This window comes from Arcicella aurantiaca (assembly GCF_003148625.1).
In the GTDB taxonomy this organism is placed as follows: Bacteria; Bacteroidota; Bacteroidia; order Cytophagales; family Spirosomataceae; genus Arcicella; species Arcicella aurantiaca.
The window spans coordinates 104,424-119,194 of record NZ_QGGO01000006.1; the positions used below are offsets into that span (position 1 = coordinate 104,424).

Below are 14,771 nucleotides of genomic sequence, written 5' to 3' on the forward strand. Positions count from 1 at the left end.
AACTTATTAAACAGTGTAAGTGTACTTAATACTCTCTTCTAAAATTAAGCTTTTCTAACAAATTCAGATTTCAAGCCCATTGCTCCAAATCCATCAATTTTGCAATCAATATTATGGTCGCCGTCAGTTAAACGAATATTTTTCACTTTTGTTCCTGCTTTTACAGGCTTTGGAGCTCCTTTTACAGGTAAATCCTTGATTACGACCACAGTATCGCCATCTTTCAATTCATTTCCGTTTGAATCTAATACTTTCAAATCTGTGCTTTCGTTCTCTGAATCAGTTGTTACCTCATCTGGATTCCATTCGTGGAAACACTCAGGGCAAATTAATAGATTATCACTTGGATACGTATATTCACAATTACATTTAGGGCATGGTGGAAATTCTGACATTTTTTGGTTTTTTTAAAGACTAAATAATAGCAACTTTAAAACGGCTAAGCAGTTAAATACCGTTTTGGGAAGCAAAAATGAAACACTCAAATTCGCACAAAAGTAAAAAGATTTTTAGACAAAATCCTTATGGAGATTTTCAGAATTGCTTGTTTGTCTATTTCCTATCAAACCTCCGAAACTCATTTGGAGACATTCCTACGTATTTCTTAAACAGTTTTGCAAAGTAATTAGGATACTCAAATTTAAGCAAAAATGATATTTCTGAAACCGAATACGAAGTATGTAAAAGGTATTTTTGAGCTTCGCTAATGAGGTTTTGATGTACCAATTCAATGGCAGATTTTCCAGAAACAGCTTTACAAATTCTATTCAAATGTACAGGCGTGATGTTCAATTCATCAGCAAATGCTGGAATACTTTTAGGGTATTCGGCATTTTTAATATTTTGCTGAAATTTTCTAAAATGAGTCATCATCGCCGAACCGCTTTGTTCAGCTTCTTCATGTTTGGTAAGTCGATGCAAGCAGATAAAAAATTGCGTAATACACGACCGTAACATCAAAAATCTTTCAGCATAGTCATTAAACAATTCATCTTCAATATTTTTTAAAACGTTTAACAGTTTTTCAAAAGGGAATACTTCGTCAAAATGACTCAAAATTCTTATTTGCTCAAACGTTTTCCAAATCAGACTTGATGTTTTAAAAATATCCTCAATGATGCTATCTGATAATGTTAAAATACACCCATCAATATCAGGAGAATAAACAAGTCCATGTAATAAAGTAGGGGGAATCAAAATCACACAAGGAGCTTCGATTAGATGTTTTTGTATTTCATCTTGAAAAGTTAAAGAGCCTTTTTTAATGATAAATACTTGAAATAAATGAGAATGGATATGTGGTTTTATATTCCAGTCGAAGGATTGGCTTCGAGTAGCGATTAATTCTAAAAATACATATTCAGCAGAATATTTACCTTGTGTATCTCCGTAAAGCCCATCGAAATTGATTACATTTTTTGGGGATTGCATATCAAATGTTTGATTTTTATCCATAAAAGTAAAAATTGTTTCCTCAACCTCTAAATAATATTTGAGAAATTTGCATTCAATATTAAAACATTATTACCTGATTTATAAGTCATGAAAATCTTTTTGAAAAGTAGCATTTGTTTTTTAATGATGTCCATTTTTAATGCACAAGCACAAAATTCTCTTGTATTTGACTCCTCAAAATTTGTGGAGCTGTCTCAAGAAGTAAATGGAAAATTATTAAAGGTTAGAGCCTACGAAAATATCGTTTATGTTGCCAATCCAGTAGAAGCTAATTTTCAAAAATTAAACATTTATGTTCCAGAAGAATATTTTAATGGAGAAAAAATAAATGGTTTTACGGTTGAAACAGCACCCATATTTTTTCCAAACAAAGTTGGTGGATATATGCCTGCCATGCCCGCAACTTTTATAAATCCACCGCAAAGAGGTCCATTTGGTGGCAACAATCAATCTATACTTTTGGCATTATCAAAAGGATATATTGTAGCTTCGGCAGGTGCAAGAGGGAGAACATCTCCAACAGGAAAAGCCCCAGCAGGTCTTGTTGACCTTAAAGCCGCTATCAGATATTTGAAATTTAATGACAAACTAATGGCAGGTGATGCCCATAAAATAATCTCAAATGGTACAAGTGCAGGCGGAGCCATGTCAACTTTGTTAGGAGCAACCGCCAATCATCCAGATTATGAACCATATTTAAAAGCGTTAGGTGCTGCCACTGCCACAGATGACATTTTTGCCGTTTCAGCATATTGCCCCATCATTAATCTTGAAAATGCCGATATGGCTTATGAATGGCAGTTTAATAAAATTCATAATTATAAAAAGATGATTTTCTCGAATGTCAATGGTGAATTTAAGCGAGAAATGAAGGACGGAACGCTTGATGCAGAATCAATTAATGTTTCTGATAAATTAAAAAAAGCGTTTCCAGCTTATGTAAATAGCTTGAATTTGAAAGATAATGAGGGTAAAAAATTGGAATTGGACGGAAATGGAGATGGAAATTTTAAAGAGTTAGTAATGTCATACATACTTGCATCTGCTCAAAAAGCAATATCAACGGGCGTTGATTTATCAAAAGTGGATTTCATTGAAATTAAAGATGGGAAAGTTATTTCGGTTGATTTTGATAAATACATGACGTATATGGAACGCATGAAAACACCTCCTGCTTTTGATGCACTTGACAATTCTTCACCCGAAAATCAGGTTTTTGGTACAGCTACCGTTGATAAACGTCATTTTACAAACTTTGCCATTCAACAAACAGCAAGCGACCCAAGCACTTTGGCTGAAAGTCTGCAAATAAAAATGATGAATCCAATCAATTATATCGGAGACGCTCAGGCAAAAACTGCGAAACATTGGCGAGTAAGACACGGTGCAAAAGATAAGGATACTGGTTTTGCGGTACCCGTAATTTTGGTAACAACGCTAAAAAACAAAGGGTTCAACATTGATTTTGCTCTGCCTTGGGACAAGCCTCACAGCGGTGATTATGACCTCGAAGAGTTATTTATCTGGACGGATAGTATTTGTAAATAATTTTCGGAATCCTTCGTAAAACTAATCAATTAAACAAAGACCACTCAAAAGATGAATATCACTTGGGAGTTAGCCCATCTCGCACACGTCGAATTACTTACGCCTAAATTGGACGAAAGTATCCGTTTTTTTACCGAAATTTTAGGAATGTCCATTTCTGAAATTAATGGAGATTCCGCCTATTTACGTGCTTATGACGATTATGAACACCATTCATTAAAACTGACAGCTCATAAACATTCTGGTATTGGGCATTTTGCTTGGCGTACTCGCAGTCAAGAATCGCTTGAAAATAGAGCAAAGGCAATAGAGCAAAAAGGTTTGGGAATTGGTTGGGAAGACCATGAATGTGGATATGGGAAAGCTTATAAATTTAGATACCCAGACGGACACATTTGTGAACTTTACTTTGAATCTAACAAATATAAAGCAGAAGGTGAGCATAAATCTGCTTTGAAAAATACAGCGAGTAAATTTCCGGGAAGGGGAATGAATGTACGAAGAATTGACCATTTGAATCTTTTAGCAAAAGATATTGTGGCTTTCAGAGATTTTCAATTTGGCGTATTGGGCGGAAGAATGTCTGAAACTATCATTTTTGATGATGAACCAAAAGGTATTTGGGTTTCGGTAAATTCCAAGTCTTATGATTTGGCAATTACGGAAGACCATTCGGGACTTTCTGGGCGTTTTCATCACCTTACTTACGCCGTAAACAGTCGTGAAGAAGTGCTTTTGGCAGCAGATATTGCCCTTGAAAATGGCGTATTTATAGAAACAGGACCTCATAAACACGCTATTCAACAGACATTTTTCTTGTATCTCTATGAACCTGGGGGAAATCGTATTGAAATTGCCAATCCAACGGCAAGATTAATTCTCGACCCAGATTATGAAACCGTCGTTTGGAACAGAGAAGAACGCATGAAAGGACAAGCTTGGGGATTAAAAACCGTTGAATCTTTCCACACAAGAGGTACTCCAATGCCAGAAGAATTATTGTAAAACTGTTTGCAAAATTAGAATTAATTATTCCGAAGGTTTTATCAAAGAACATAAAACCTAACCACTTTTAAATTTTATTAACGTCAAATATCTAAACTTTCAACTCAAAAAAACATGAAAATTACACAAGAACAATGGACACGCAGAACATTCCTTAGCACTTTAACAGGCGTTGGAACAGGAGTATTATTTAGTCCACTATGGTCGTTTGGCAATAATGAAATTGACCCAAAAGTGGCTTCAATAGTTGCCAAAACACTGTCTATTGATACGCACAACCATATTGATATTCCATTAAATGCTGGAAAATCACCAAGTCCAGTATTTGATTTATTGGGAGATTTCAAAAAATCGGGATTGTCGGCAATATGTTTGACATTTGCCGTTGATTATCAAAAATTAGAAAACGCTGGCGATGCTTACAATAGATTTATTACAGGTTTGGACGGAATAGATGTTTTACTGAAAGAAAATAATCTATCTCGTTCCATGAATTTAAAAGACCTAACCACTTCTTTTAAAAATAAAAAACCTGCCATTATTCAGTCTGTTGAGGGAGGACATTTTTTAGAAGGACAAATTGATAGACTCAAAATTGCGTATGACAGAGGTTTGAGAGTGCTTGGACTTTTGCATGATAATGATGCTTCTGTGCCTTTGGGAGATATTTACACCAAACCGCCACAATGGAATGGACTAACGACATTTGGGAAAGAAGTCGTGCAAGAATGTAATAAAATGGGTATCCTCATCGACCTGACTCATTGTAGCAATAAAGCCATTGATGATGCTCTGACCATTTCTACCAAACCAATGGTTATTACGCATACGAGTCTTGATACACAGTTGGGACATAATGAAAAAATGGCTCAAATGATGAAACCAAGACTTATCAGCAAAGAACAAGCCAAGATTTTTGCTAACGGAGGCGGAGTAATTGGGGCTTGGAGACATTTGACAGATACACCTTTGGAATATGTACAGAATATCAGAGCTTTGGTTGATGTTGTTGGGGTGGATAATGTTTGCATTGGCACAGATACGAAAATTAGTAGAGATGCCAACAATAAAAATCCGTTCCGACTTGGTGAAAATTCCAATCAAATTTGGCAAAATCAAGAAGCAGGATTTTTCTATACTGTCGTTGAAGCTATGTTGAAAGCTGGATTTTCAGAAAAAGAGATTATTAAAATTGCAGGAGGAAATTTTTGTAGAGTTTTTGATGCAACTACAAAAAAACACTAATCAATATGAAAAAGAAATTATTAGTATTAGGAGCCCATTCAGCCGATTTTGTTTGGCGTTCAGCGGGTACAATTGCCAAAAGTGTGGAAGAAGGTGCTGAAACGTTGGTAGTTTGTATGTCCTACGGAGAACGTGGAGAATCTGGCGAATTATGGAAAGAAGACCCCAATCGTAGTGTAGAAAACGTAAAGGCAATTCGTCACGAGCAAGCACAAAAAGCAGCAGATATTCTTGGAACGCCAATTCAGTTTTTAAATTGGGGAGATTATCCAATGCTCATTTCAGACGAAAGAATTGAACAATTAACCAAAATAATTGGCGATTTTGAACCAACTGTTATTCTGACTCATACCGCAAAAGACCCTTTCAATCCTGACCATCCTTTGGCATATCAGGCTACGGAACGAGCAAGATTATTGTCGTGTGGAGCAGGCGTTCCGAGTGCGTTTAAAAATATTGACCCACCCATGTGGTATTCATTTGAACCGCATCAGCCAGAAATTTGCGAGTTTTTACCCGATACTTTCATTGATATTTCGTCGGTTTTTGAAAAGAAATTAGCCGCAATGGACTGTATGGGAGCTCAAAAATATTTGAGAGATTATTATGCGGAATTAGCTTCGAGAAGAGCCAATCATGCCCGTAGAATTTCGGGTAAAAAAGATATTAAATACGCAGAAGCCCACCAAAGCCATTTGCCAAGAATAACGAACAGTATTTTTTAGAATTTGTGTGTTAGAAAATCCCTCATAACCAATACACTAATTTCCAGTAACCAATTCCAGAAATGTATAAAGAACTCTCAAAATTCTCCGCCGCCACCATTTGCGAAGCACTTGGCAATAAAGGATATTTACCGTCTGGCATTAAACCAATTGCGGCAAATATGAAAGTTTGTGGCCCTGCTTATACGGTTCAAACAATGCCACGAGATAATGTTTTGTTGCATCGTGCTTATGCCTATGCACAGGCAGGAGACGTATTAATTGCCAATTGTTCTGGTTTTTATGAAGCAGGATATTGGGGAGATTTAATGAGTCTCGGAGCAAAAACCAAAGGTATCAATGGCTTAGTAATTGATGCTTGTGTCCGTGATGCAGACGATATTGAGGCAATGGGTTTTCCTGTTTTTTCAAGAGGTTTATGTATCAGAGGAACGTCAAATCATGGTGATGGCACGCTAAACGAACCCATTATGATTGGCGATGTTTTGATAAATGCAGGTGATATAATTGTTGGCGACCGTGATGGTGTAGTGGTTGTGCCTTTTGCCAAAATTGAAGAAACCATTGAAAAAGCCATTGCCAGAGAAGCAAAAGAAGAAAGAACAAGAGCAGAGTTAAGAAAAGGATTTCCTTCTATTAAAGTCTATGGTTGGGATGAGAAGTTTGGATATTAAAATTTTCAAAAATTATGAGTGGTAAATTAAAAATAGCCGTTTTGGGTTTGGGCGAAGCAGGAAGTCATTTTGCAAATGACCTGACAAATTTAGGTGTAGTGGTTTTCGGATTTGATCCAAAACCAATTCATCAATTAAATGCTGCAATCACAGTAAAATATAGTAATTCTGAGGCTGTTCAAGAAGCTGATATAATTTTTAGTGCCAATCTTTCTTCAGTTTCTGAAGAAATTGCAGAAGAGTTGGTGAAGGTGCTAAAACCAAATCAGTTTTTCTGTGAAATGAATACGTCTGGACCAGAGAAAAAGCAGAAAATCGCTTCAATTTTAGAGCCGTCGGGCGTAAAAATGATTGATTTAGCAATTATGGCTCCCGTTCCACCCAAAGGAATCATGACACCTCTTTTGGCTTCTGGCGAATTTGCAACCGAATTTTCAGAGAAAATAAAATCATTAAATCTCGACATTTCTGTACTTGAAAATAGTAAAATTGGCGATGCTGCCACTCGAAAATTATTACGCTCAATTATTTATAAAGGCATTGCTGCCGTAGTTTGTGAAGCAATGGAAGCGGGAGAAGCCTTCGGAATGGAAACCTATATTCGTTCACAGATTGGTTCGTTGATTGGTGGAAATGATGAACTTATTGACCGTTTTGTGGAAGGTAGTCGCACCCACGCTATTCGTAGAATGCACGAAATGGAAGCCGTTATTGAAATGTTGGACGCAAAGGGAATTGAGTCAATCGTAACGCAAGGAACACGAAATAATTTAGAAAAATTAAGTTTGATGTCTTCGAAATGAAGATTTATAAAGAACTTCTCAACAATAGAAATAACCTTCGAGAAGCAGATTTCCCAAAAACATTCTCCAATCAACATGAAATCTATTCCATATATGCAATTTAGAGGCGGAAGTTCAAAAGGCTTGTTTTTCAAAGCTGAAGACTTACCCGCAGACGAAAACGAAAGAAATCGGTATTTGCTTTTAGCGATGGAAGGCACAATTGAAGGTGATTTTCGACAAATTGATGGTTTAGGTGGAGCCAATTCTCTAACAAGTAAAGTCGCAATCATTAGCAAATCCGCCAATACTGAGGCAGACTTAGATTATCTTTTTGTGCAAGTGGTGGTCGGGAAAGGCAAAGTTTCTACTGCCCAAACCTGTGGAAATATTTTAGCGGGCGTGCTTCCCTTCGCCATTGAATCAGACATGATTGAAGCGACAGAATCAACTACGTCTGCCAAAATAAATATTGTAAATACAGGCGGTATTTGTGAAGTTGTAGTACAAACACCCAATCGTCAAATTGAATATGCAGGCAATGCAAAAGTTGATGGCGTTGTGGGAACATCTGCCCCAATTATTTGTAATTATTTAGAAACCGTCGGTTCAACGTGTGGGGCTTTGTTGCCAACAGGAAACTCAAAAGATATTGTTGAAGGAATTGAAATAACGTGTATTGACAACGGAATGCCAATTGTAATAATGCGAGCAAAAGATTTTGGATTGATTGGAAATGAATCAAAAGAAACCTTAGAAGCTAACGAATTACTGAAAGGAAAAATTGAAAAAATACGATTACAAGCTGGTTATTTAATGAATTTAGGCGATGTCAGTCAGCAAACAATTCCTAAAATGTGCTTAGTTTCAGAAGCTGAAAATGGTGGAATTATTAACACCAGAATGTTTATTCCACACGTAGTTCATGAAGCCATTGGCGTTTTGGCAGCGGTTTCTGTGGCAACGGCTTGCATAACGCCTAATACTGTAACCGAAGGAATTGCTAATTATTCATTTCAAAAATCTGAAAATTCAGCAATGCTAAGTATTGAACATCCTTCTGGAGAATTTACGGTAAATCTGGAATATGAAGCACAAAATTCTGATGTAGAAATAAAAAAGTCAGGCGTAATTCGTACCGCCCGACTTCTAAGTATTGGTCATGTTTTTATTCCAGCATGAGGTTTTACAAAACTTCAATTTTAATATTTTCGTAAGCTAATAATTCAGGAGATTCGGGCGATAATTCTGTAATTAAATAGTCAACATCTTGAATATCAGCAATTTTCATTTTCATAACGGTATTCATTTTTTCAGAAATTGCCAAAATCGCTACTTTATCAGAAGCCTTCAACATCGCTTTTTTAACCTGCACCGTTTCCCAATCAGAGTCTGTCAATCCACCATTTACGTCCAAAGCATTTGTACCTAAAATACATAAATCTGCTTTCATTTCAGCCAATCGTTGATGCACTTCACCACCGATAGACATTTGGCTATATCGTGAAATTTGACCTCCAATTAAAATAATTTCAATATTCGGTTTATCTAACAACTCAACGGCAGTCAAGGGATTGACAGTCATAAAAGTTGCCGTTAAGTCTTCGGGAATTAGTTTGACAAACTCACGAATGGTTGTACCACCTCCAATCAAAACCAACATTCCTTCTTTCAATAAAGTCAATGCTTTTTGAGCAATCACTAATTTTTGTGAATGAGCGTAATTTTCCTTTAGGTTTGATGAATGATGATATGACTTAGACATGGCTCCTCCCCTAATCTTAATGATTTCTCCACTTTCTGCTAATTCATTAACATCTCTCCGAATTGTGTCTTCCGATACACTCAATATTTCGGTTAATTCCCCTAATGATATTCTTGTATGAACGTTGATTTCTTTTAAAATCAAGTCTTTTCGTTCCTTTTTTAATAAGCTAACCGACATTGTTTATGTTAAAATATTTCACGTATGGTAAAACAAAGATATGAAAATTATGCAAGAAATGAATGTTAAACGCAAATATTTTATGTGCAATTTTTGCAACAACTGAGCTTAAATACTCATTTTAAAATATTTTTAAAGTTATTTTTTATAATAATTAGTATTATTTCACGAAAATTTAATATGTTTGTTGCAAATATTGCAAATTTAATTCGCAACAATTGCAAAGTGCCAGTTAATCCTAATTTCCCCTTTATGAAAAAAAATAGACTAATTAAAAGCTCACAACGCTTATTATGGCTCGCACTTCTTGGAGGTTTGACCATAAACAATTATGCTCACGCAAATGTGAGTAAAAATGACACTCCTCATTCTAAATTGACGAAAGCCAGTAAAATCACAGGAAATGTAATTTCTGGGAAAGACTCAAGTCCAGTCATTGGAGCATCAGTTGTTATCAAAGAAAGTCCAAATGTTGGAACAAGTACCGATGTAAACGGGAATTTTAGTTTATTCATTCCTGACAATCTTGCAACAAGAAATATTACATTAGTAGTCAGCAGTGTTGGATATGAAAAATTTGAAGTGGCAATTACCGCAGGACAAAGTTCGGTTGTGGTTACGTTAAAAGAAAGTATGCAACAACTTGGAGAAGTTGTAGTGACTGCCTTAGGTGTGAAAAAAGACAAAAGAGCTTTGGCATATTCAGTGTCAGAAATCAATGGTTCTGATTTTACGCAAGCTCGTGAAAACAACGTTGCCAATGGCTTGACAGGTAAAATTGCAGGGGTAAACGCCACAGGTTTATCTACGGGTCCGGGTGGTTCGAGCCGTGTAGTTATTCGTGGTAATGGTTCTTTAACAGGAAACAGTCAGCCTTTATACGTAATTAACGGTATGCCAATTGACAACAGTGTTCCTGGTGGAAGTTCAACACCAAACGGATTTGGGACAAAAGGTGGTACAGACCGTGGAGACGGTATTTCTGCTATCAACCCTGATGATATTGAATCAATGACTGTACTAAAAGGTGGTGCAGCGGCGGCTTTGTACGGTTCACGTGGGGCAAACGGTGTTATTTTGATTACTACCAAAAAAGGAAAAGGTCAAAAAGGTATTGGTGTTGAATACAATAGCACTTATACGATGGAAAACGTTTCAGTATTTCCAGACTTTCAGTACGAATACGGACAAGGCGATGGCGGTGTAAAACCAACAACTTTGGCACAAGCACAAGCAACTGGTCGTCGTTCGTTTGGTTCTAAAATTGACGGTTCAACAGATTATGTAGCGGCTGATGGTAAAAATCACCCTTATGTTGCTCAAAAAGATAATCTAAAGAATTTTTATCAAACAGGAACAACTTTTACAAACTCACTTGCATTTTCAGGAGGTAATGAGTCAATTTTATATCGTCTTTCTTTGGCTGATTTAGATGCAAAAAGTGTTCTTCCTTCAAATACGTACAATCGTAAAACTGCTAACTTAAATATTTCGGCAAAATTGAGCGACAAACTCAGAGCAGAAGCAGTGGTTCAGTACAATCTTGAGCAAGGAAATAACAGACCCGTAGCAGGTGATGCTTTGGGAAATCCAAATTGGATGGCTTACGAAGTGGCTAATACGGTGGATGTGAGATGGTTAAACCCTGGCCATGATGCTAATGGAAATGAAATTTTCTGGAATGATGCAGGTATTGTAACTAACGGTTATTTCTTCATCAATAAATTTAAGCAAACGGATACAAAAGACCGTTTCATTGGTCAAGCGTCAATTTCTTATGATTTATTGAAAAATTTGACCTTGAAAGCTACCACAACTCGTGACGTTTACAACTATAATTTTACGAGTATCATGCCAACAGGTGGACAGTATATTCCACAAGGACAATATGACGGAATCAAATCGGACGTTTCTGAAACGAACAGCATGATTACCGCTGCTTATAATACCAAATTTGGTGGAGCAATCGGTTTATCAGCTTTAGCGGGAGCAAATACTCGTCAATTCAAAAACAACCAATTTGATTTTTACGGTCAAGAATATACCATTCCTTATTTTTATAGTTTCTCAAACTTGGCTACATCTTCTGCTACGCCAAGTACGAGCAACATTAAAACAAACTCAGTATTCGGTTCTGCGGATATTGATTACAAAGGAATTTGGTTCTTAACATTGACAGGTCGCCAAGACTGGTTCTCGACTTTAAGTCCTAAAAACAATAACGTATTTTATCCAAGTGTAGGAACAAGTTTAATTGTTTCAGACATCGTAACTATGCCGAGAGCATTCGACCAAGTAAAATTACGTGGTTCATGGGCTCAAGTTGGTGGCGGTGGTCCTGACCCATACACAATCAACTTAGCATACAGTAACGTACCAAGTGCAAGTAGTGTACCCTTACAAAACGTTAGTTCGGCTTCAATTACCAACGCAGAGTTAAAACCATTTACTTCTACAACATTTGAACTTGGTTTAAGTACAAGAATGTTTGGTGGTCGTTTGAACTTAGACGTGGCTTTATACGACAAAAAATCATCAAACGATATTGTTAGTGTGCCAATTTCGGGAGCATCGGGTTATACAAGTGCCATCTTGAACTCTGGACAATTAAGCAATAAAGGAGTTGAATTATTGATTGAAGGAACACCCGTTAAAACTGCCAATTTCTCTTGGAACACAAGTTTCAACTTTGCGTATAACAAAAGTGAAGTATTGAAATTAGCGGACGGAATCAACACTTTCTCAATTGGTAACTCTGCCAACGGTAACGCATTTATCAACAACCAAGTAGGAATGCCTTTCGGTGGAATTTACGGTTATCGTAAAAAGACAGATGCAGCAGGTAATATCATTTACGATACCAACTCGAACTTACCTTTACAAACTGATAATAACCAATTCTTAGGAAACGGTGTGCCTCCGTACACAATGGGTTTAACTAACACATTTAAGTACAAAAACTTCTCTTTCGATATGTTAATTGATGGTAAGTTTGGAAGTAGTATTTTCTCTGTAATGGAAGTTTATGCCACTCGTTTAGGTTTATTAAAATCAACACTTCCAGGACGTGAAAACGGTTTAGCTCTTACAGGTGTAACTGCCAAAGGAGATGCTTATTCTTATACAGTACCAGTAGCGAATTTACGTAGTGCGTATTACAATAGCTTAAACAGATACACTGAATTATTTGTACATGATGCAAGTTTTGTAAAATTACGTCAAATCATTATTTCGTACCGTTTGCCAGCAGGATTCTTAAAATCATTAGGAGTTCAATCTGCGAGCGTTTCATTAGTTGGACGTAACCTTTTGATTTTATATAAACAAACTGACAATTTTGACCCAGAACAAAGTTTAACCAATGGGGCCGCACAAGGTATTGAATCTATCGGTTTGCCTCGTACACGTTCTTATGGTATAAACTTGAATCTGAAATTTTAGGTAGAGGTTCGTTTTTCGAGGTTCGACAAAATACTGCGTTGGTAAAACTTCCCGAAAGTAAAAAAACTTTCGGGAAGTGGGAAAAACTTATTAAGGGAAATTGTAAAAATAAGAGTATCGTTTAACTTCCCGAAAGTAGAAATAACTTTCGGGAAGTTCCTCCAAGTCAAATATCGTACTTTTAAATTTACAACTTCCCTAAACAGTGTACAAAATACCTATAATCGACATTCTCCATAAACTACTGATTATAAGCATTTTATAAAATTTCAATTGTCAATTATTCATTATCAATTACTTATATGAGACATATACTATCAAAATATAAATTTCCATTATTCGCAGCGTGTAGCGTTATGCTCCTATCATCCTGCGATAAAGATTTCGCTGAAATCAATACCAATCCTAATGCCGTATCAGTACCAACAACTCCATATATTTTCAGCAAAGCTCTTTATGACGGTGCTGCCAATAGTGGAAACAAAGGCAACCTTTTGTTTGGATTGATGCAGTACACAACCAGTTACAATGACGTAGAAGGTTTTGGTTCTAAATACACGGCTTCGCAAGTTAATGGTACAGGGGCAGTTTTCACGAACTCCTACCCTGCTCAAATTAATGAAATTGGCGAGGTTATTAAAGCCACCAAAGACGACCCAACGAAAGTTAATATGTACGCAACGGCTCGTATTTGGCGTGCATATTGTTTCAGCCGTCTGACCGATTTATATGGAGACATTCCATATTTTGAAGCAGGACAAGGTTATAATCTTTCATTATTTCAGCCTAAATATGACGCACAAAGTGCAATTTATGCAGACTTATTGAAAGAATTAGAAGCAGCAGCAACCGCTTTGACAACTTCTAATACCAATACATTTGGTAAATCTGATTTGATTTATCAAGGAAATGTAACCCAATGGAAAAAATTTGCCTACTCGCTTATGCTACGTTTGGGAATGCGTTTAACAAAAGTTGATGCTACTTCTGCACAAAGTTGGGTTAATAAAGCCATTGCTGGTGGTATCATTAGAGACTATGCAGATATTGCTAAAATGACTTATGTTTCAGGACAAAACATCAATAAAAACCCTGTTGCTTGGCAATTTTTGAGTGATAACTATCTTCGTGCTGATGGTGTCAATAATACGGAAGGCGGTAAATATCAACAAGTATTTATCAGCTCTTTGAAAGCAAATAATGACCCACGTTTGAGCGTCCTATCGGTTGTTTATGTAAATGGAACGGCAAGTACAGACGAAAGTATTCAAAAAGGAATGCCTGCTACTATCAACGGTACAAAACCTTCTGATTTTGTTACGTATTCAGAACCAAGACAATCGACGGTTTTAAAAGTTGATGCTCCATTATTGTTGTTCACAGTGGCAGAAGCTAACTTTTTGTTATCAGAAGCAGCTTTGCGAGGCTGGTACACAACCGAAACGGCTACCAACTTGTATGAAGCAGGAATTCGTGCTTCTATGAAACAATGGGATTTAATTAGCGGAGTAACCAATATCATTCCTCAAACACGTATTGATAGCTATGTAACGGCTCATGCTTTGAAAACTTCTGGTTCAGTAGCAACTCAAACGGAACAAATTTATAACGAATTTTGGGTAGGTCTTTTCCCAGATGCACAAGAAGTTTACAATAACTACCGTCGTACAGGATACCCTGCATTAGTACCAAATGTTTATCCAGGAAATGCAACAGGCGGTAAAATTTTCCGTAGATTTTTATATCCAGTTTCTGAACAAACATTGAATAGAACATCATACAACGAAGCCCTAACTCGTCAAGGCGTTGATGATTTATTGACTCGTGTTTGGTGGGATAAATAATTGTGTAAATTAGGACACAGATAATGGAACACAGACAACACCCACAATGGAATTGAGATGCTTCGCAACACAGATTTAAAAGGATTTTTTTTCTGCAAAAATTTGTG

12 protein-coding genes are annotated in these 14,771 nt (G+C 36.5%); 9 read left to right on the plus strand and 3 right to left on the minus strand.

The window, feature by feature from the left end; genetic code table 11:
* Window positions 1-44: 44 nt before the first annotated feature.
* Together LV89_RS07385 and LV89_RS07390 are read right to left on the minus strand one after the other, a co-directional pair.
* Complete coding sequence (locus LV89_RS07385; RefSeq protein WP_109742236.1) at window positions 45-395, minus strand: zinc ribbon domain-containing protein YjdM; 351 nt, start codon at window positions 393-395, stop codon at window positions 45-47.
* A 157-nt stretch (window positions 396-552) separates the two neighbouring features.
* Window positions 553-1,431, minus strand: coding sequence for a helix-turn-helix domain-containing protein (locus tag LV89_RS07390; RefSeq protein WP_109742336.1), 879 nt, complete (start codon window positions 1,429-1,431; stop codon window positions 553-555).
* A 111-nt stretch (window positions 1,432-1,542) separates the two neighbouring features.
* Here LV89_RS07390 and LV89_RS07395 point away from each other — a divergent pair, with 111 nt between their 5' ends.
* From LV89_RS07395 to LV89_RS07425, 7 genes are all read left to right on the plus strand, one after another.
* Window positions 1,543-3,003, plus strand: coding sequence for a subtype B tannase (locus LV89_RS07395; protein WP_211321173.1), 1,461 nt, complete (start codon window positions 1,543-1,545; stop codon window positions 3,001-3,003).
* 51 nt (window positions 3,004-3,054) lie between these two features.
* Window positions 3,055-4,008 (plus strand): VOC family protein, encoded by a 954-nt coding sequence (locus LV89_RS07400; protein WP_109742238.1) that lies wholly within the window; start codon window positions 3,055-3,057, stop codon window positions 4,006-4,008.
* Window positions 4,009-4,122: 114 nt separating this feature from the next.
* Window positions 4,123-5,253: a dipeptidase gene (locus LV89_RS07405; protein WP_109742239.1), complete on the plus strand. Its 1,131-nt coding sequence runs from the start codon at window positions 4,123-4,125 to the stop codon at window positions 5,251-5,253.
* A gap of 5 nt (window positions 5,254-5,258) precedes the next feature.
* The gene (locus LV89_RS07410; protein ID WP_109742240.1) at window positions 5,259-5,978 is read left to right on the plus strand and encodes a PIG-L deacetylase family protein; all 720 of its coding nucleotides are present in this window, start codon (window positions 5,259-5,261) and stop codon (window positions 5,976-5,978) included.
* A 62-nt stretch (window positions 5,979-6,040) separates the two neighbouring features.
* Complete coding sequence (locus LV89_RS07415) at window positions 6,041-6,652, plus strand: 4-carboxy-4-hydroxy-2-oxoadipate aldolase/oxaloacetate decarboxylase (RefSeq protein WP_109742241.1); 612 nt, start codon at window positions 6,041-6,043, stop codon at window positions 6,650-6,652.
* Between the two features lie 14 nt (window positions 6,653-6,666).
* The gene (locus LV89_RS07420; RefSeq protein WP_229201486.1) at window positions 6,667-7,455 is read left to right on the plus strand and encodes an NAD(P)-binding domain-containing protein; all 789 of its coding nucleotides are present in this window, start codon (window positions 6,667-6,669) and stop codon (window positions 7,453-7,455) included.
* Between the two features lie 75 nt (window positions 7,456-7,530).
* Complete coding sequence (locus LV89_RS07425) at window positions 7,531-8,616, plus strand: 4-oxalomesaconate tautomerase (protein ID WP_109742243.1); 1,086 nt, start codon at window positions 7,531-7,533, stop codon at window positions 8,614-8,616.
* Between the two features lie 4 nt (window positions 8,617-8,620).
* Here the strand turns inward: LV89_RS07425 and LV89_RS07430 are convergent, their stop codons facing one another.
* A complete protein-coding gene (locus tag LV89_RS07430) occupies window positions 8,621-9,379 on the minus strand; it encodes a DeoR/GlpR family DNA-binding transcription regulator (protein ID WP_109742244.1) in 759 nt (252 codons plus the stop codon).
* A gap of 252 nt (window positions 9,380-9,631) precedes the next feature.
* On the opposite strand from LV89_RS07430, the gene LV89_RS07435 reads away from it, so the two are divergent.
* Both LV89_RS07435 and LV89_RS07440 read left to right on the plus strand, forming a co-directional pair.
* On the plus strand, window positions 9,632-12,820 hold the full coding sequence (locus LV89_RS07435) for a SusC/RagA family TonB-linked outer membrane protein (protein ID WP_109742337.1): 3,189 nt from the start codon (window positions 9,632-9,634) through the stop codon (window positions 12,818-12,820).
* Window positions 12,821-13,122: 302 nt separating this feature from the next.
* Complete coding sequence (locus LV89_RS07440) at window positions 13,123-14,664, plus strand: SusD/RagB family nutrient-binding outer membrane lipoprotein (RefSeq protein ID WP_109742245.1); 1,542 nt, start codon at window positions 13,123-13,125, stop codon at window positions 14,662-14,664.
* Window positions 14,665-14,771 lie beyond the last annotated feature (107 nt).